This window comes from Nocardia bhagyanarayanae (genome assembly GCF_006716565.1).
Taxonomy (GTDB): domain Bacteria; phylum Actinomycetota; class Actinomycetes; order Mycobacteriales; family Mycobacteriaceae; genus Nocardia; species Nocardia bhagyanarayanae.
The window spans coordinates 483,004-501,256 of record NZ_VFPG01000002.1; the positions used below are offsets into that span (position 1 = coordinate 483,004).

An 18,253-nucleotide genomic window follows, 5' to 3' on the forward strand; every position below is an offset into this window, starting at 1 on the left:
CAGGTGGCACGGCCCGAGGCTGCATGATCGAGACGTCGCCTGGATATCGAGCTCGCGCGGTGTCAACTTCGGTTGAATGGTGGATCTGCCACGCTTTCCGTGATTCGCGCTGGATGGTTCAGTCGCCGAGCAGGATTCGTTTGCGGAGCAGGTCGAGGTCGGCGCGACCGAACATCTGGCGTTTGATCATTTTGATTCGGTTGACGTGGCCTTCGACCGCGCCGCTGTTCCATTCCATGGTCAGTCCTGCGGTAGCGGCGTCTTGGTAGTTGATGCACCGCTTCGTAGCGCAGTCGGGTGCGCGCGGCGGTTCGGTCGGTCCGCTCGGCCGGCCCCAACGGCATCGGTGATGGTGCTGGCGTGGTGGCTGGTCACGGTGACATCGTGGGTTCGGACTCGTCGACGATGGCGGCCGCGAGGTATTGACGATGGGTGGTGACGGCTCGTTCGACCGCTTCGCCGAGGTTGTGCCACATGTGCCAGCGGTCGGCGACCTGCACGGCGTTCGGGGCACCCGAGCGGATAGCGTCGGCGTAGGCGCCGCCGCTATCGCGGCATACGATCTCGATGCCCGGACGGTCGCGCAGCCACCTCGCCAGGGTCTTGCTGGTGCGATCGGGCAGAATTTTGACTGGACGCTGGGTTTGCATGTCGATGAGGATCGTGCCGTAGTGGTGGCCCCGGCGCAGCGCGAAGTCGTCGACGCCGAGCACTGTCGGGACCGGCGCTGCCGAATCGGATAGCGCTCTGATCTGCCGCATCAGTGTCATCCGGCTCACCGCGGCGGCCAGATGCTGGGTCAACCGCGCACCGGGGCGACCGCCCAAGGCCAGTGCCACAGCGCGCAAGAGCCGCTGCAACACCGTGGTGCGCCGCGCGTGCCGCCCGGCCAACTCGGGCACCTGCTCGGCGAAAGTCTTTCTGCCGCAATCGGTGTTGTCGCAGAACAACCGCCGCACCCGCAGCCCGATCAAGACCTCACGCCCGCCCACGGCGGTGTCGGACAATCGCCGCTCGTAGCGGCTGTGCACCCGCCTCGACGGCATCGAACACGCCGGACACCCGACCGGACCGTCGCCGGTCTCGGCCGTAATTCCGATCACCGGCCCCGTCGCACCGATTCCATCAATCCGCAGCCCGTTCAGGTGCGGGAACAAGACCGCCCACGGCCCAACCTCCGAACACCGGGCACATGATCAACGATCCTGCCGCTGAACGCAATTCGCCTGGGCCAATCACGGAAAGCGTGCCAGATCCAGTCTTCAACCGGAAGCGACACAGATTGGGCAGGACACTCCGCAGAGGCTTGTCGATGGAGTCGGTTGCCTGAGTGGGGGTCAGGGGTTCGAGTCCCCTTAGCTCCACAGAAATAGCAGGTCAGGCCCGGTCTGAGACCGGGCCTGACCTGTTTTTGTGTCAGGCCCCGCGTTTACCCCCCCGTTTGGGTCCTGGATTCTGTTTGGCCGGTGCGACGGGGGCGGTCGTGTACCTGCTGTGGTTACCGTCGTCGCAGGCTCGCGCCCCCGGCAGGGCACGCAGAACACGGGAAACTGGAAAACGCCTAATTATCGAGTGACCGGTCTGCGGGCTGGTCTTCACCGAGCCCGCACCCTCCGATCGGTCGCCGCAACTCAGCCTAGGGCCTGAGATTCCGTCCCTTCCATAGCGAGTACAACCCCATGGTGGCGGAGGTGATCGGAACTAGCGCCGCTGATCCTGCGAACACATAGACCATAACGAAGCTGCTCATGATCGCGACAAGTGCCGCTAGATCGAAGAGGTGTGATCGACTCCGACTGCCCCTGCCGGGCTTCGTTGCGTGTCGATCCGGCAGTCTCCGGTGCTGACTCGAACTCATGGATCCACAAGAGCATCTCGGACAGGCGATGTACATATGAATGAACGGAAGTGAACGATGTGAACAAAGATGAACGAAGTTGAACGATGGGCTACAGTGTCCGGGTATGCGTACGGCGCTTCTTGAAGGTGCCGCATGGAAGTCCAAGGAGGGGGACCTGTCCACCACACCGAATCCCAGACTCATTCAGTTCATACGCGAGATGGAACACCGTCGCGTCGAAGCCGGAAACCCCAGCTATGCCCGAATCGTCAAAGTCGCTGACAGGCATGGGTTTCGGATTGGCCAGGGAACCATCAGCAACATGCTCAGCGGTAGGGCGGAACCACGGTTGGATACCGTGCGAGCCTTCATCCGTGCCGTGCTGCTCTACGAGAACCCCGAACGCAATGTGGTAGAGCTGGATGCCGATGTCCGGCGGTGGCAGGCACGATGGGCTCAAGCCATCCAGCCATTACCGGCCGAGGCAGTTGGTCCGGCGCTTGACTCGGCGATTGCCCAGACACCTCAGGCGTCGAATGCCGACACCACCGCTAACACTCCGGCATCAGTACAGGCTGAAACCAGGGCGACGATAAGGGGCGCAACGGCTCCGACAACGCGCGACGACCAACCGAATGGCGATTTAACGGCAGCGCCGGGCTCGCTCCAGGCAATCGGAGCAGAAGCCGCTCTACGTCAGAGGATTTTTGAAAGTCTCAGCGAACTGGTTAGTCAAACGGGAAGCGTTACCCGTCAACAGCTCTCAAATTTCATGCTCGACGGGCGGCAAATACGATTGATTGACCACAACAGAGGAATCTATAATCCGCGTGACATGCAGGCAACATTGTCGATCCTGTCTGCCGGCGGCAAAGGTTTCGCCGATGAGGAAGTCGGTGATTCATTGTTCAGCTATGCCTACCGCGACGGCGCGACCTCAGGCGACAATCGAAAACTCCGAAATGCGCTCGACCTGAAGTTGCCGATCATTCTACTGCGCAGGATTGACATAGGCGTCTATGTTCCAATCTTCCCCGTGTACGTGGTTGCTGACGACAAAGTCAACCGCCGCTTCTTGCTTCTGTTGGAAAATGGTCTGCCCGATCCCCTCAATATGCAGCCGTTTGAACGGGATTTCGCCCAGCGCATCCAGCAACAGCGGCTCCACCAGCCAGCGTTTCGTGGCGCCATCCTGCGAGCGTATGAAGTCCGCTGTGCGGTATGCGATCTCGGCCACGGCCAGCTACTGGATGCTGCACACATCAGTGCAGCCGCGAGCCTTGCCCAGCTTGGTGCGACCTCATTGATAAGCGATGGAATATGCCTATGCAAACTGCATCGCGCTGCGTTTGACGCGAACATCCTTGGGATCGCTCCCGATTATCGGATCTGGATCAGCGAGGCGCTGATGGCAGAGGATGGTAACGCGATGATGTTGCACAGCTTGCAAGAAATGCATGGGCGAAGTCTGCGCGTTCCGGCGCGATCAACGGACCGCCCTTCTATCGAACAGCTCAGGGCTCGCTTCGAAGACTTCAAAAAGGCTGTCGGCAATTCTTCTCTTGGGCAACCCCATGGGCTAATCTGATAGCAGTGCAGGCAGTTATTCGACACGCAGACGCGTTCAAGGGAATAGCTGACGTTCGATAGCCGCGCGACAACCGTCGCCCCCGCATCAGTTCGGCGAATCATCTGGCCTGAGTTGGTTCATTCGGTTAGTGCCTGATGTTGTCAGTGTGTGAGGGAGCTGAGCGCTGGATGCGGAGTTGACGCACGATCGCGCGGATGCCGGTGCGGGTTTGGGCGGTGCGGGCGACGGCGAAAGCAGTGAACACGATGGTCAGGTCTCGATCGCGTCTAGGGTGCGGTGGAACGTGGGCTGGGCAGCGAGGTCGGTCTTGCTCATCCGGAACGATTGTCGACATGCCAGAGGTCGTGGTAGCTGGCGATCACCTGACCGGCGGGCATCAAAACCGTTTTGCCGCCCTGCACGTGAGTGAATCGTCACGGGCTCGGGGCCGGCTTCGGGTTTAGACCAGCGCCGGTCGGCGTGGCGACATTTGAGAGTAGTAGGCGGCCTCGTACTCGGCCGGGGTCAGGTAGTCGAGCCGAGAATGCAGACGTGCGTTGTTGTACCAACCGCACCACTCCATGAGCGCGAACTCGACCTCGGTGAGGGTCTTGAACGGGCCGTGGCGGTTGACGACCTCGGTCTTGAACAAACCGATGATCGACTCCGCCAGAGCATTGTCATAGGCGTCGCCAACCGAACCGATCGACGCCGACAATCCCTGTAAGGCAAGTGATTCGGTGAACTTTACAGACGTGTATTGCGACCCGGCGTCGGTGTGAAATATCAGACCGGGCTCTACCGGATGGCCGTAGTGATCACGCCGCCAGACAGCCATGTTGAGGGCTTTCGACACCAGTGCGGTCGTTTTGGAGGCGGCGGTGGTCCAGCCCACGATCGCGCGGGAGAACGCGTCGAACACGAACGCCACGTATGCCCATCCGGTCCAGGTCGACACGTAGGTGAAATCGGCTACCCAGACCTGGTTCGGCGCCGCCGCGGTGAGGTCGCGGTTGAGCTTGTCACCAGCTCGGATCCCGTCCTTGGTCGGGATCGTGGTCCGTTGTTTGCGGCCTCTGACCGCACCGTTGAGACCGAGTTCGCGCATGAGCCGGTCGACGGTGCAAAACGCCACCGCGTGCCCCTGACGGCGCAGGTAGCGGGTCATTTGCGGCGGCCGTACATCTGCTCGGGCTTATCGTGCAGATCACGCAAGGCGTTCTCCACACACGCGTCGGCGAGGTCACGAGCCGCCGGTGGCCGCCGCCGGGCTTTGCGGTAGGTCCTGGGCGCGATCTGCACCCCGTGCGCCGAGAGCGCGCGGCAGATCGACTCGACGCCATAGACCTGGCGGTATTCATCGATGAACTCGATGATCAGCGGTGTCGCGGGTCGAGTTCCCGCGCGAAAAAAGCCGACGCCAACTTCAGAATCTCGTTGGTCTGCTTGAGATCTCGATTCTCTTTCCTCAGCCGCTGCAACTCTTCCCGCTCTGCCGAGGACAACCCTGGCGACGTGGTCCCGCCAGGTCGTGAGCCCTCGTCGAGAGCCTTCTTGATCCACAACCGCAACGTCTCGTGATGCACATCGACCATCGGGCCGATCGCCCGCGCAGCGGCGTAGGCGGATCCGTACTCATCGAGACGCTCGAGAGCCAGACGCACGGCCTTCTTACGAACCTCAGGCGGATAGCGCTTCGACATGATGGAGACCATCTTCCTCAAAGAGGGAAGCGGTCCCAAATCCGTGACGATTCACATCGCCGCACTCAGTGCGCTGACAAATAACTCGTTGTCGTGCAACCACTTCGGGTGGAAGGATCTCGCGCGTGACCGACGAAGTGCGATCTTTCATCTGCCCTCGCTGTGGTGACCCATCAAGCAGCGGCATCCACGGAACAGTCGTCGAGAACAATGTCGAGAATGGCCCGCCCTACGAGTACGCGCTGCTGCAATGCAGCCACTATTCGTGTCAGGAGCCTATCGTCCAGATCCGCGAGGACCTGGGTGGGGGATTCGAACATGACCAGCCCGCGATCTACTTCCCATCGCCACGACGTCTCAGTCGAGCAGTCCCCCGCGAGCTTCGAGAAGGCTTCGAGGAAGCTCGGAAGTGCTTCGACGCCAAAGCCTACACCGCAACTCTCGTCATGGTGCGACGCACTCTCGAAGGAACATGCGTTCATCAGGGGGCGTCGAAGCGCCAGAACCTTGCACGAAGCCTCAGGGAACTCAAAGACCAAGGCAAGATTGACGGCTTGTTGGCCGAGTGGGCCGACCTTCTTCGCGCAGTCGGAAATGAGGGAGCCCACTTCACGGGCAACAAGGTGTCAGCACAGGACGCCGAGGATGCACTGGACTTCGCTGAGGCACTACTTGACCACTTGTATGTCTTGCGGGCGCGGTTCGACGAGTTCAAGGGCAGGCAAGAACAGCGTAAGAGGACAACCAGCTCAGAACCGACGACAACCGACTCGGAATGAATCCGGTAGGTGGTGTACGGGTCTGTCTGGTTACGAAACCCCCTGCCTCCTCATGGCCCGATTGTCTGACTTCGCTCGGCCGAGTCAAGGGAAAGAGCGCCCTTGACACGACCTCCCTCAGTTCAGGGATGGCCGTTATGAGGAAGCAGGGGAAGGGAAGTCACCCGGACATACGATTCGGGTTACTGACCACGCCTACGGCCCGGGGCACACGCGACCCCGTCGCTTTCCCAGCGGATCGCCGCCACATACCCGCCGTCGCGCGACCGTCCCGAGTGAGTCCGCGTATCCAAGCCACAGGCTTCTGCGAACTCGTATACATCGAGGTTGGGATCACGATGCCGAAGTACCTGCGTGGTCACCGCCACCACATTCCGCAGCAGGTTGAGCGTCTCCTCTGGCGTTAACGTCTGGGTTCCAGCGGCTTTGCGATCATGCTCGCGTCGGTGCCCTGCCTGATCCCACCTGTAGGGCGCGTCCAGCCAGTCGTGACCCGCGATCTCGTCCGCGAATTCCTGCGCCAAGCGGCTCAATGCCATGCTCTCTCCCTTTGCCGTCGCCTGATCGACGGTCATCGGTTGGTTACGCTCCCCGACGGAGCGCCGAGCACGAGTGTACTCCCGCCCCCCGCATAGGTCCCCACCTCCCTGAACTGGATTGGCCCGCAGCGTGATTCCGCAACTGCTGCGCGGGCCGACACCGCACTCGCCGCGCCCTAAACTGGCAACCGAACGAAAGTGTCGGTCCGGGTGATTCAGCGGCATTGGGGGCATCGATGGCAGATCCGGTTTGGCTTCAGCACGCACGTGCGGCGCTCAGAGCGGCGATAGCAGAGGAACCATCAGTCGAGCTCAAGGTCAGACAGCTCATCGAAGGCGAGTCAGTCGGCGGCGAAGAAATTGCCCAGGCCATGTTGTTCTGGGTCGACAGCCTGATCGAAGCATCACCGGAAGGTGCCCACGTAGGCCCCTATCCGGTCCCCGACATCTGGCCAGCGGACATGTCGCAGAGAGAACGATGGTCTTTACGACTGCTAGGGCGTGTGTCGAAGTGGTGAGAGCGGGCCGGTGGCCTGTTCTCATTCGTGTCGGAGCCATTGGTTGATCGCTGCGATGTGGATGGTGGCGAGGTAGCGGACGGCGAGTTTGTCGAATCTCGTGGCCACGGCCCGGTGTTGTTTGAGCTGGTTGATGCCGCGCTCGACAGCGTTTCGGTCGCGATAGACGACCGGGGCGAACGCTGGCGGACGGCCACCGGCCGAACCGCGATTGCGGCGGTGCCCGGCTTGATCGGCCGGGACCGGGATGGTTGCTTTGATCCCGCGGCGACGCAGCCAGTCCCGGTTGGCGCGACCCGAATACGCCTTGTCGGCCAGCACCCGGTCCGGACGCCGCCTGGGCCGCCCCCTACCGAGCTTGCCGACCTCGATCGCATCGAGCACCGACATGAACTGCGGGCTGTCACCGGCCTGACCAGCAGTGACGAGCATGGCCAGAACGCGGCAGCCCTGCTCACACGCCAGATGCAGCTTCGTCGTCCAGCCACCACGTGACCGGCCCAGGCCGTGATCGACCGGCTCATGCTCACCCGGACCGGCCGGTGGCTCGGCTTGCCCACCACTGTCGCGACGAGCACCAGCAGCGTGTTGATGGGCCCGCACGATCGTCGAGTCCACACTCACCTGCCACACGATCCGGCCCGCCGCGTCGGCGAAGACCTGCAACAACTTCCAGATCACCAGCCACGCCCCGGAGCGCTGCCAGCGGCGGAACAACCCGTACATCGCCGGCCACGACCCGTACTGCGGTGGAACATCACGCCACGGGCAGCCGACCCGGGTCCGCCACCGAATCCCATCGATGAGCTGCCGTTTCGTCCACACAGGCGGCCGGCCCGCCTTCTTACCGCGAGGCAACAACGGCTCCAACCGTGCCCACTGAGCGTCGGTCAGATCCGCCCGCCCCGCCACCGCTACGCTGGTCACGAGGTCTCCGGTCAGGTCTCCGGTTTTTCTTGGTCGTTAAACCACCTACCGGAGACCTCACCCATACACCAACGCGGACAACACTTTCAAAGCCTCAAGGGTGGCGCTGGCACAGCGGTGCCACCCCTACCGACTTCGACACACGCCCTAGGTGCCCAGCTCAACGAAGACCGAACTACCGCAGACAAGCTCCTCCGTGAGGCGACAACGGACCGTGACCACACCTTCGAATACGCGCTGACGGCCGTCATCATGGCTGGCGCGGGCCTCGGTGGCCGACTGATGCCTACACAGAATGACGAGTAGACAGCGTGGCCGCCTTTGTCATACGCAGTTCATATGCAGCGGCCCCGCCCACTCCTCTAGGTTTCGGCGGCTGGACAGTCACTGTGACGGGTGCATTCCGGCACTGCAAGTTCGATACTGAGCCTTGGCCGTATCGAAGGGGAGGCGCTCGGTCGCAAAATGAGCGATCGCTTATTCGGAGGACTTGACCATCCGCTCGGCGAGACTCGCGAAAGTCGCTCCCACAGCTGCCGGAGTGCGTAGCTCGCGGGAAGGGAACCAGCGCATCGTGTCGATGCACAGCGACATCACGGCCAAGGTCGTCGTGTCGACGTTGTCCACCGCGAACTCGCCGGTGCGGCTGCCCGCCGCGATGATCTCGCGAACAACCGCCACGGTCCGGTGGCGCAACTTGGTCACTTCCGCCCGGTGTTCCTCGCCGAGCGCATGCCATTCGTGTTGCACGATGCGGGCGGTGGTGTGGTGCTCGGCATGCCAGTGCGCGAACGCGTAAACCGCAGCTCGGAGCCGTTTCGTCGGACTGCCCGGGCCCGCGGCCGCCTCCTCGAGTACGGCGAGCGCTGCGGCGTGACCCGTCGTCGTCAGGTGTAACAGCACGTCCTGCTTGGACCCGAAATGGACGTACATCGCCGCCGGGCTCATCCCGGCGCGGGCGGCGATCTCGCGCGTCGAGGTGCCGTGATACCCCTTCTCGGCGAAGGCGTCGCGTGCGGCGTCGAGCAAGCGCTGGATCGCGGGTTCGCGGGGTTCCGATGCGGAACCGGCCCGGCTGTCCTGCGTCGTCGTCGACCTCGTCAAGCTGGCCACCTTCCTTCCCGGATTCCTTGACATCTTCGCACGCGATCGACAAGAGTAAGCAATCGCTTAGCTCATCGCGTTCGAGAGGATCGGCATGCTGCGTTCGGCGTTCACCGAAGACCATCAGGAGTTCCGCAAGTCGGTCCACGACTTCCTCGCTCGCGATGTCGTGCCGAACGTGGACGAGTACATCGAACACAAGCTCATTTCCCGTGAGGTGTGGCGGGAGGCGGGGAAGCAGGGTCTTCTCGGCCTGGAGATTCCTGAGGTCTACGGCGGCGGTGACGCCGGTGACTACCGGTTCAACGCGGTCGCCACCGAGGAACTGGCAGCTGTCTCGATGGCGCTGGCGTCGAGCATGAGCATCCACTTCGACGTCGTGGCGCCGTACTTGGTCGACCTGGCATCACCCGCGCAGAAGGAACAGTGGTTGCCGCGGTTCTGCACCGGCGAGGTGGTCAGTGCGATCGGGATGACCGAGCCCTCGGCCGGTTCCGACCTGGCCAGTCTGAAGACGACCGCGGTTCGTGATGGTTCCGACTGGATTCTGAACGGTTCGAAGACGTTCATCACCAACGGCTACACCGCGGATCTCGTAGTCGTGGCCGCGCGCACGAATCCGGAGCAGCGCTCCAAGGGAATCAGCCTGTTTCTCGTCGATGCCACGGCGCCCGGATTCGAGCGTGGCCGCAAACTGGACAAGGTCGGTCAGCCCGAAGCCGACACGGCCGAGCTGTTCTTCGACAACGTGCGGCTGCCCGCCGACGCGATCTTGGGCGAAGTCGATCGAGGCTTCGCCTACATGATGGAGCGGCTCCCGCAGGAGCGGATCGGCTCGGCCGTCTCCAACGTCGCGCACGCGAAGCAGATTCTGCTCGAGACGATCGAATACGCCAAGGAGAGAAAAGCTTTCGGCGCGCCGATCGGTTCGTTCCAGCACAACAAGTTCCTCCTCGCGGAACTGGTCACCAAGATCGAGGTCGCGCAAGCTTTCGTCGATGCCGCCGTTGTGGCGCATGCCTCGGGCGACTTGACCGCGGTGGACGCCGCGAAGGCGAAGTGGTGGTCGGCGCAGGTGCAGAACGAGGTCCTCGACCACTGTGTCCAGTTGCACGGCGGATACGGATACATGCGCGAGTACCGAGTCGCGCGTGCGTGGATGGATGCGCGCGTAACCAAGATCTGGGCGGGATCCAACGAGATCATGAAGGAGCTGATCGGCCGGGAGCTGGCGCTCTGAAGCCCGTCAGCCGATATGCGCGATCGAGAAGCGAGTGACGCGGGCCGCTTCATCGCGGTGACAGCCGCCCGGATGAACGAACGGATTACCGAGGTCAGCGCGGCCATCCGGGCCTTCGTGGAAGCCGACATCGCCGAACTGGCGGGCGATCGGCGCACCAGCGAACTGCTCGACGCGAGCATCGAGGCCAATGTCGGCACCGTCCTGAACGCCCTGCGCTACAGCCTGCCGGTCGCGGGCGTCCATGCTCCTCCCGCTGCGGTGGAGTACGCCAGACGCCTTGCCCAGCAAGAGGTGCCTGCTGCCGCGCTGATCCGGGCCTACCGCCTCGGGCAGCGACGCCTTACGGAACTGATCTTCGTCGAACTGCACGCGCTGGACATTCCCGCGGCCGATCGCATCACAGCGGTCGAGCGAATCACCACGATCCTGTTCGAGTTCATCGACCGCATCACCGAACAGGTCGTCGCCATCTACGACGACGAGCGCTCGCGTTGGCTGGAGAACCAGAACAGCATCCGCGCGGTGCGGGTCCGCGAGGTGCTCGGCGGCCGCAAGAGCATCGACGTCGACGCGGTCACCGAGACCATCCGGTATCCACTGCGCTGGCACCACCTCGCCCTGGTGCTGTGGTATCCGGACTCGGCGACCGACGACGATGCGATACCGCGCCTGCGACGGTGGGTGCGCGAACTGGCGGAGGCCGTTGGGGTCGCGGCGAATCCGCTGATCCTCGCGGCGGATCAGTTCAGCGCTTGGGCTTGGTTGCCGTATCGCGCCGAGCCGGGCGATCCGGTGACCGAGATCCGGCGATTCGTGGCCGGTCGGCAGGGCGTTCCGGATATCGCTATCGGCACGCTCGGTGCCGGCCTCGACGGATTTCGCCGATCGCATCGCAGCGCCCAGCGCGCCCGGGCTGTCGCACTGGCCCGTGGACTGCCCACCGCGACCGTTGTCGCGGCGGGCGACCCCGGGCTGGCCACCGCGGCGCTCGTGGGAACCGATCTCGCCGAAACCCGGGACTGGGTGTGCGAGATCCTCGGCGATCTGGCCGACGACAACGAGAACGACGCACGCCTGCGCGACACCCTGCGGGTCTTCCTGCGCGCCGGATCCAGCTACAAGGCCGCCGCCGCCGAGGTGGATCTGCACTTCAACTCGGTCAAGTACCGCGTCGGCCGCGCCGTCGCGCGACGCGGGCGGCCGATCGGCGCGGACCGGCTCGATGTGGAACTGGCCCTGCTGGCGTGCCACTGGTATGGATCGGCTGTGCTGCGCCCGCCGCGGTGAGCTTTGCCGTTGTCCTGTGTTGCCGGAACAACTATCGGGCCGGATTTCGTCTTCACGAGATGATGGCGCACTCGGGTGCCCGGTTTACCGTTCGGGGCACGGATCGCGGCCGAAGCTCGCATCGATTCAATGGCAGCCCGGCAACGTCGCCAGAGCCGACTGCTCGCGATCCTGACCTGCAGCCTCGACGACCATCGCTGCTCGGCAGGCTCCGGATCGGCGCTCCACCACCGATCCCTGTACCTGACAACGACAACTGAAGAATCGGCGTCGTGCCGATAACGGGAGAACGACGATGGTCGTGCGCAATTCGCCTCTTTCCGACGAACCAACCGTGCCTTTGGATCTGCTGCTGACCGGTTCCGCGCTGGGTCTCGGCCGCCGCATGCTGCCGAACAGCTCGTGGTCCAGGCTCGCCCTGGACTTGGCCAAACGGCCCGGCGTCGTCGCCGACAAGCTCGGCGGTCTCGGCGACGAACTGGCAGCCATTGTGCGTGGCGACAGCAACCGCGCACCTGCCAAGGCGGACAAGCGTTTCGCCGATCCGGCTTGGCAGACCAATCCACTGTTCCGGCGGGCGATGCAGACCTGGCTCGCCGCCGACGACACCGCGCACGCCCTGCTGGCCGAAGCCGAACTGGACTGGCGGGATGCCGAATGGATGCGGTTCGTGGTGGACAACATTCTCGAGGCACTGTCACCGAGCAATATGCCGCTGTTCAGCCCACCGGCATGGAAAGCGTTGGTGGACACCGCCGGCCTGAGCGCGGTGCGCGGCTTCCGGCATTTCCTCGACGACATCTCGGCCGCGCCGCGGGTGCCCTCGATGGTGGACCGGGACGCGTTCACCGTGGGCGAGAACCTGGCGCTCACACCGGGATCGGTGGTGGCTCGCACGCCGCTGTTCGAGCTGATCCAGTACACGCCGCAGACCGATCGGGTGCGGACGGTGCCGCTGCTGATCGTGCCGCCGATGATCAACAAGTTCTACATCCTCGATATCAGTCCTGGCCGCAGCATGATCGAGTACCTGGTGCGCAACGGGCAGCAGGTGTTCACGATCTCGTGGCGCAATCCAACAGCCGCACAGCGTGATTGGGGCTTCGACGCCTACGGGCAGGCCATCCTGGACGCGCTGGACGCGGTCGAGCGCATCACCGGATCCGAGCGAACCCACGTGCAGGCATCCTGCTCCGGCGGGATCATCGCCGCCATGACCGCCGCCCACCTGGCCGCCAACGATCAGGCCGAGCGGCTGGCGGGGCTGACACTGCTGGTGACCGTTCTCGATCAGCATCGTGCCGGTCTGACGGCCGCCCTGCTCGACGAGGAGACCGCGGAGCGCGCGATCGCGATGTCGGCCCAGCAGGGCTATCTCGACGGGCGTTCGCTGGCCGAAGTCTTCGCGTTCTTGCGCCCGACCGATCTGGTGTGGCGGTATTGGATCAACAACTATCTGCAGGGTCGCAGACCGGAGCCCTTCGATGTGCTGTTCTGGAATGCGGACACCACCCGGATGCCCGCCGCGCTGCATCGTGACTTCGTCCTGGCGGGCGTGCACAACACACTCGCCGCCCCGAACCAGGCGACCATGCTCGGCACGCGGATCGACCTGTCGATGCTGCCGGTCGACGCCTACGTGGTAGCGGGCATCGCCGATCACATCTCCCCGTGGCAAGCCTGCTACCGCAGCGCGCGGCTGCTCGGCAGCAAGGATCTTCGTTTCGTGCTGTCCACCAGCGGCCATATCGCGGCCTTGGTCAACCCACCGGGAAACCCCAGGGCTTCCTACCGCATCGGACCGGTAGACCAGATCGAACCCGACGGGTGGGCCGAAAGGCATGCTACGCAGCAGGGTTCGTGGTGGCCGAACTACGTCGAATGGCTCGCCGTGCGCAGCGGTCCGGACATGGCGGCGCCGACCACGCTCGGTAGTGCCGAACTGCCGCCGCTCGCACCGGCGCCGGGGACCTATGTGCTCGAACACTGAGCGTCCCGGCGCGGAACTCTCGCGCGGCAGGACCGAACAACGCCTCGTTTCCATACTCGGACAGCAGATCCGGGTCGACGTGCGCTGGGGGACCGGCGTGCCGCTCGTGTTGTGCAATGGCATCGGCGCCAGTCTGGAGGTCCTCGATCCCCTTGTCGCGCAGCTCGATCCGGACAGCACCGTGGTCCGGATCGACGTTCCCGGCACGGGCGGCTCGCCGAATTCTCCCTTGCCCTACGGGTTTCCGTATCTGGCCACGGTGCTCGGCCGACTGCTGCGCAAGATCGGCTTCTCCGGGCAGGTGGACGTCCTCGGCTTCTCCTGGGGCGGCGCGCTGGCCCAGCAGTTCGCCTTCCAGCATCCACGCCGCTGTCGCACCATGATCCTGGTCGCCACCGGTACCGGAATCCTCATGGTTCCTGGCGATCCGCGCGCGCTGCTGAAGATGCTGACCCCACGCCGGTTCCTGGACCACGAATACGCTGCCCGGATCGCCGCCGACATCTATGGCGGCAGCGCGCGTGACGATCCACGCGTCGTGCGGCAACTGCTCGGTCGCCAGCTCATGGCGGGCTCCCGGGTCGGCTACCTCCACCAGCTGATGGCCGGCTCGGTCTGGACCAGCCTGCCCGCCCTTCCGCTGATTCGCCAGCCCACCTTGATCATCGCGGGCGCCGACGATCCGATCATTCCGCTCGCCAATCCCCGCATCATGCGACGGCTGCTCCCGCGCGCCGTCGTTCACCTCCACACCGGCGGTCACGTCGACCTGATCACCAATGCCGCGGAATTGGCTCCGGTCATCGAACGCTTTCGACGGGCGCCTCAGCGCGTCCTCGATGGAGATTGCCCGTCGTCCGACAGCACTGCCGACTGACCCACCGCCGCTTCAGTCGCCGAGCATGTCCCACACCGCCAGATGGCTGAACAGCATCGATGCGCCGATCGGGTTGCCGCCACCGGGATAGACGGTGCCGCTGACCGCGGCCATGGTGTTGCCCGCCGCGTACAGGCCCGGGATCGGCGTGCCGTCCCGGTCGAGCACCCGGGCGGCGCTGTCGGTCCGCAGCCCGCCCTTGGTCCCCAGGTCCGAGATGCCGAACGCGGCGGCGTGGAAGGGCCCTTGGTCGATCGGCACGAGCGGCGGTTCACCGTTGGAGAAGGCGCGATCGTAGGCCTCGTCACCGCGGCCGAAGTCGGTGTCGACGCCGGCGGCGGCCATCGTGTTGAACCGTTCGACGGTCGCGACCAGCGCGTCGGCCGGGACGCCGATCTTCTCCGCGAGTTCGGGCAGTGTGTCGGCGGTGTGCCAGAGACCGGCCGCGACGTACTTCTCGGTTTCCACCATCGAGACGTTGGTCGCCTTGACCGGGGGCTTCTCGCCTTCCTTGTGGTCGTAGATCATCCAGTAGGGCAGCGTGATCGAGCCTTCCCGCAGCTGCCGGATCACCTCGCGACCGAGCCGGTCGTAGGGCGCGGACTCGTTGACGAACCGCTTGCCGTCCTGGTCGACGAAGATGCCGCCGGTGAACCACAGCGCGAACGCCGAGCGACCGTCGGGGTGGGTCAGCCCGGGCGACCACCACGCCTGGTCCATCAGGTCGACGTCGGCGCCCACCGCGATGCCGGCCTGGTGCGCGAATCCTTGATTTCCCCAGGGGCCCATGGTGTCTCGGGCCTCGCCCGGTACGCCGTACTGTCGGCGCATCTCGTCGTTCTGCTCGAAGCCACCGGTCGCCAGTAGCACGCCGCGCCGCGCACGGATCGCGAAGCGTTCGCCCTCGCGTTCGATCAGCGCGCCGAGTACCGCGCCGTCCTCGACAACCAGCTCGATCAGCGGTGAGTTCAGGTGCAACCGGACCTGCGGGTAGGTCGACAGCGCCCGCAGGAAGCGGCCGATGAGTGCCTGACCGCCGATCAGCACATCGGGCAGCGGCGCACCGAGCCGGTCGGTGTCCAGCGGTCCCCGGAGGGACTGGCGCAGCTCCCCGAGTTCCGCCGCGGGGAGCGGCGTCGGCATGGTGTGGCGCAGTCCGTCGAGACGGGCCTTCGGCGCCGTGCCGAAGTAGTCCGGCCAGGGCAGAACCTCGAACGCGAAGTGGTCGTCGGCCTCGAGGTATTCGATGAGGTCGCGGCCGCGGCGGACGTAGGTTTCCTGCAGTTCCCGCGGGGTCCGGTCGCCGACGACGGCATGGTAGTAGGTGAGCGCGTCCTCGATGGTGTCGTCGCTGCCCGCTCGCTGCAGCACAGGGTTGCACGGGAACCACACGCCGCCGCCACCCGAATAGGCTGTGGTGCCGCCGAATTTGTCGGTCGCCTCGACGACCGCGACGCTCAGTCCCTCGCGGGCCGCGGTATAGGCGCCGGCCAGACCGCCACCCGAACCCGCGACCAGCACATCGACTTCGTCGTTCCAATCCACCACTGTTTCCTCCCGCGCCACCGTGTTTCCGTCGACGCTAGGCCGGGCGGCTCGATCGGAGCACCGGTCATCTCGGTCATCGGAATAGCGCGCAGCGGGAGAAGATCGAACGTCGCCAGTTTCGAGCGGCGACGAGCGATCGGGCGAACTGTCCGTGATCATCGCGCGGAGAGCAGGGGGATGTGTGGCCGCGCCGGCGGCGCGGTTCGGCATGCGGCAACAGCCAGAAGTAGCGGCTGCGGGGCTGCCGGAGGGTGATGTAGCGGTCATGCCCGCGGACTGTCGAAGTCGATCAGCGGGACAGGGCGACCGACCGCATCATCGCCAGCAGAAGAGCGCCGCAGGCCTCGAGCTGTTGATCGGCGGCGTGGGGGTCGTCGCTTACTGTTCCGATGGTCGTCTTGAGGCCGTCGAAGGCGCCGACGAGGACGGTGGCGAGCAGTTGCGGGTCTACTTCGTCTGATACCTCACCGAGGTGCTGGGCGTCGCGAACGAGGTCGGCGACGCGGTCGATCCATCGGCGGGTCAGTGCTGTGGCGAGGTTTCGGGTCGCGGGCACCTCGGCGAGGTTCTGGGCAAGGCGCGAGATGACCCAGGCGTCGGGATCGGCACGGTGGAGATCCAGCATGGCGGGCAGCAGCGCTTCCATCCGCTGCAGGCCGGGGGGTGCCGTGGCCAGTCGTGCTTGGACCCGATCGAGCCACTGCGCGTGCTTCTCGGTGAGCACGGCGACGGCGAGGGCTTCCTTGCTCTCGAAATGAAAGTAGACCGAGCCCTTGGTCATTCCGCTCGCTTCGACGACGTCGGCCATGCGTGCCCGGTCGTAACCGACCTGCGCGAACACAGCGGCGGCGGCATCGAGGATCCGCTCGCGGGATGCCGCTCCGTGTTCGGTGGGGCCGGACGGGCGGCCGACGCGTCGCCGGGCCTGCGTGCTGCGGTGGGGGCTTGCCATGGCCTCAGCATAGCGGTATTAATTAGACCGTCAGGCAGGTTTAATTAAGGAGGTAGTGGTGGTCGGATACTTCGATCGACAGCGAGTACTGGTGACCGGGGCGTCATCGGGTATCGGGCGCGCGTTCGCGACGCGTGTCGCCGCGGACGGTGGTGACCTCGTTCTGGTCGCCCGCAGGGAGGCGGTATTGCGAGCACAGGCCGACGAACTGCACGCGCGATTCGGTTCGAGCGTGGAGGTCATCCCCGCGGACCTCAGCGCCCCGAACGCCGCGGCGGGCGTCGCCGAACTTCTCGCCCAGCGTGCGATCACCGTCGACGCGCTCGTCAACAATGCGGGACTCGGAATCCACGGTGATCTCGCCGATGCCGACCTCGGGGCGGTCTCGAGTCAGATCGCGGTGAACATCACCGCTTTGACCGAGCTCACAGCAATCCTGTTGCCCGGCATGATCACTCGCGGACGCGGAGCCGTCGTCAATGTGGCCAGCACCGCCGCGTTTCAGCCGGTTCCGCACATGGCGGTGTACGCGGCGACCAAGGCGTACGTGCTGTCCTTCACCCGCGCACTCTGGTCCGAGACCCGCGGCACCGGGGTGCAAGTACTTGCCGTGAGCCCGGGTGCCACCGACACCGCATTCTTCGAAATCGCCGGCGAGGACGCCTCGGTCGGCAGCCGGCGTGCTCCCGAACAGGTGGTCGAAGCGGCCTTGGGCGCGCTCGGGTCGAACCGTCCGGACATCGTCGACGGCGCGGCGAACGCTTTGCTGGCGCGCATCGCCTGCCGGATCCCCGCCAAGTGGGCGATCGCGCTCGCCGAGCGTTCTGTCCGGCCGGAATCGCCTGTATCCCAAGCCAATTGATCGAATCGGAGAGAATGCGACATGTTCATCCAGCAGTTCACCAGAGCGGCTGCGGCCGCGGTGAACAAGCACAGCGTCGATGAGGTCGTTGGCCTGTGGCGAGAGCCCGCCGCCTACGACTCACCCCTGACGGGTCCGCAGCAAGGGCTTGCGGCGCTGGCTGCCCGAGAGTCCGCGCTGTTCGACGGTTTCAGCGACCTCACCGCCACTATCCAGCCCCTCGGGCAAGTGAATTCCATTGGTGCCGCGCTGGTTCGCTTCGACGGTACCCACGACGGGCACTACGCGGGAATAGCGCCGAGCGGGAATACGATTGCCGTCGAGATGGTCGCCGTCGTCACCTTCGACGACGAGGGCTACATCATCGGCGAACGCGTCTTCCTCGATACCGCGGCAGTCCTGTCTCAACTCACCGGATCCGCCGGCACCGGCACGCCATAACCTCGCCAATTTCATCCGCGCCGCCCGACGGATCAGGACTCGCCTCGATACGACGTGGACGACCCTATGACTG

The 18,253-nt window shown here is 64.8% G+C and carries 14 protein-coding genes, 2 pseudogenes and 1 other annotated feature; of the genes and pseudogenes, 8 read left to right on the plus strand and 8 right to left on the minus strand.

Annotation, left to right across the window (positions count from 1 at the left end):
• Positions 1-371: 371 nt before the first annotated feature.
• A complete protein-coding gene (locus FB390_RS28960; protein WP_221639431.1) occupies positions 372-1,103 on the minus strand; it encodes an ISL3 family transposase in 732 nt (243 codons plus the stop codon).
• Between the two features lie 861 nt (positions 1,104-1,964).
• On the opposite strand from FB390_RS28960, the gene FB390_RS34475 reads away from it, so the two are divergent.
• On the plus strand, positions 1,965-3,428 hold the full coding sequence (locus tag FB390_RS34475; protein ID WP_246124440.1) for an HNH endonuclease: 1,464 nt from the start codon (positions 1,965-1,967) through the stop codon (positions 3,426-3,428).
• A 127-nt stretch (positions 3,429-3,555) separates the two neighbouring features.
• Here FB390_RS34475 and FB390_RS34480 read toward each other — a convergent pair.
• Positions 3,556-3,811: pseudogene (locus FB390_RS34480) on the minus strand (IS1634 family transposase); the annotation flags it as partial.
• A 59-nt stretch (positions 3,812-3,870) separates the two neighbouring features.
• Positions 3,871-5,113 (minus strand): annotated as a pseudogene (locus FB390_RS28975) (IS3 family transposase).
• Positions 4,698-4,826, minus strand: a sequence feature (AL1L pseudoknot). It overlaps the preceding pseudogene by 129 nt.
• 125 nt (positions 5,114-5,238) lie before the next feature.
• Between FB390_RS28975 and FB390_RS28980 the strand changes: the two are divergent.
• Positions 5,239-5,892 (plus strand): DUF4145 domain-containing protein, encoded by a 654-nt coding sequence (locus tag FB390_RS28980; RefSeq protein ID WP_185757312.1) that lies wholly within the window; start codon positions 5,239-5,241, stop codon positions 5,890-5,892.
• 182 nt (positions 5,893-6,074) lie between these two features.
• Here the strand turns inward: FB390_RS28980 and FB390_RS28985 are convergent, their stop codons facing one another.
• From FB390_RS28985 to FB390_RS28995, 3 genes are all read right to left on the minus strand, one after another.
• Complete coding sequence (locus FB390_RS28985; RefSeq protein ID WP_141812405.1) at positions 6,075-6,467, minus strand: hypothetical protein; 393 nt, start codon at positions 6,465-6,467, stop codon at positions 6,075-6,077.
• A gap of 503 nt (positions 6,468-6,970) precedes the next feature.
• The gene (locus FB390_RS28990) at positions 6,971-7,876 is read right to left on the minus strand and encodes an IS5 family transposase (protein WP_141808547.1); all 906 of its coding nucleotides are present in this window, start codon (positions 7,874-7,876) and stop codon (positions 6,971-6,973) included.
• Between the two features lie 477 nt (positions 7,877-8,353).
• On the minus strand, positions 8,354-8,980 hold the full coding sequence (locus FB390_RS28995; protein ID WP_246124441.1) for a TetR/AcrR family transcriptional regulator: 627 nt from the start codon (positions 8,978-8,980) through the stop codon (positions 8,354-8,356).
• A 94-nt stretch (positions 8,981-9,074) separates the two neighbouring features.
• On the opposite strand from FB390_RS28995, the gene FB390_RS29000 reads away from it, so the two are divergent.
• From FB390_RS29000 to FB390_RS29015, 4 genes are all read left to right on the plus strand, one after another.
• Positions 9,075-10,220: an acyl-CoA dehydrogenase family protein gene (locus FB390_RS29000; RefSeq protein WP_141812407.1), complete on the plus strand. Its 1,146-nt coding sequence runs from the start codon at positions 9,075-9,077 to the stop codon at positions 10,218-10,220.
• Between the two features lie 72 nt (positions 10,221-10,292).
• On the plus strand, positions 10,293-11,510 hold the full coding sequence (locus tag FB390_RS29005; RefSeq protein WP_246124442.1) for a PucR family transcriptional regulator: 1,218 nt from the start codon (positions 10,293-10,295) through the stop codon (positions 11,508-11,510).
• 295 nt (positions 11,511-11,805) lie between these two features.
• Entirely contained in the window at positions 11,806-13,500 is a 1,695-nt protein-coding gene (locus FB390_RS29010) for a PHA/PHB synthase family protein (protein ID WP_141812409.1), read from the plus strand.
• Positions 13,484-14,377, plus strand: a complete 894-nt coding sequence (locus FB390_RS29015) for an alpha/beta fold hydrolase (RefSeq protein ID WP_141812410.1) — start codon at positions 13,484-13,486, stop codon at positions 14,375-14,377. Before FB390_RS29010 ends, FB390_RS29015 begins: the two co-directional genes overlap by 17 nt.
• 12 nt (positions 14,378-14,389) lie before the next feature.
• Here FB390_RS29015 and FB390_RS29020 read toward each other — a convergent pair whose 3' ends face one another.
• A complete protein-coding gene (locus FB390_RS29020; protein ID WP_141813155.1) occupies positions 14,390-15,925 on the minus strand; it encodes an FAD-binding protein in 1,536 nt (511 codons plus the stop codon).
• 289 nt (positions 15,926-16,214) lie between these two features.
• Entirely contained in the window at positions 16,215-16,877 is a 663-nt protein-coding gene (locus FB390_RS29025; RefSeq protein WP_141812411.1) for a TetR/AcrR family transcriptional regulator, read from the minus strand.
• A gap of 58 nt (positions 16,878-16,935) precedes the next feature.
• Between FB390_RS29025 and FB390_RS29030 the strand changes: the two genes are divergently transcribed.
• Both FB390_RS29030 and FB390_RS29035 read left to right on the plus strand, forming a co-directional pair.
• Entirely contained in the window at positions 16,936-17,739 is an 804-nt protein-coding gene (locus FB390_RS29030; RefSeq protein WP_246124443.1) for an SDR family NAD(P)-dependent oxidoreductase, read from the plus strand.
• A 21-nt stretch (positions 17,740-17,760) separates the two neighbouring features.
• Positions 17,761-18,180 (plus strand): ester cyclase, encoded by a 420-nt coding sequence (locus tag FB390_RS29035; RefSeq protein WP_141812412.1) that lies wholly within the window; start codon positions 17,761-17,763, stop codon positions 18,178-18,180.
• The last annotated feature ends 73 nt before the right edge of the window (positions 18,181-18,253 follow it).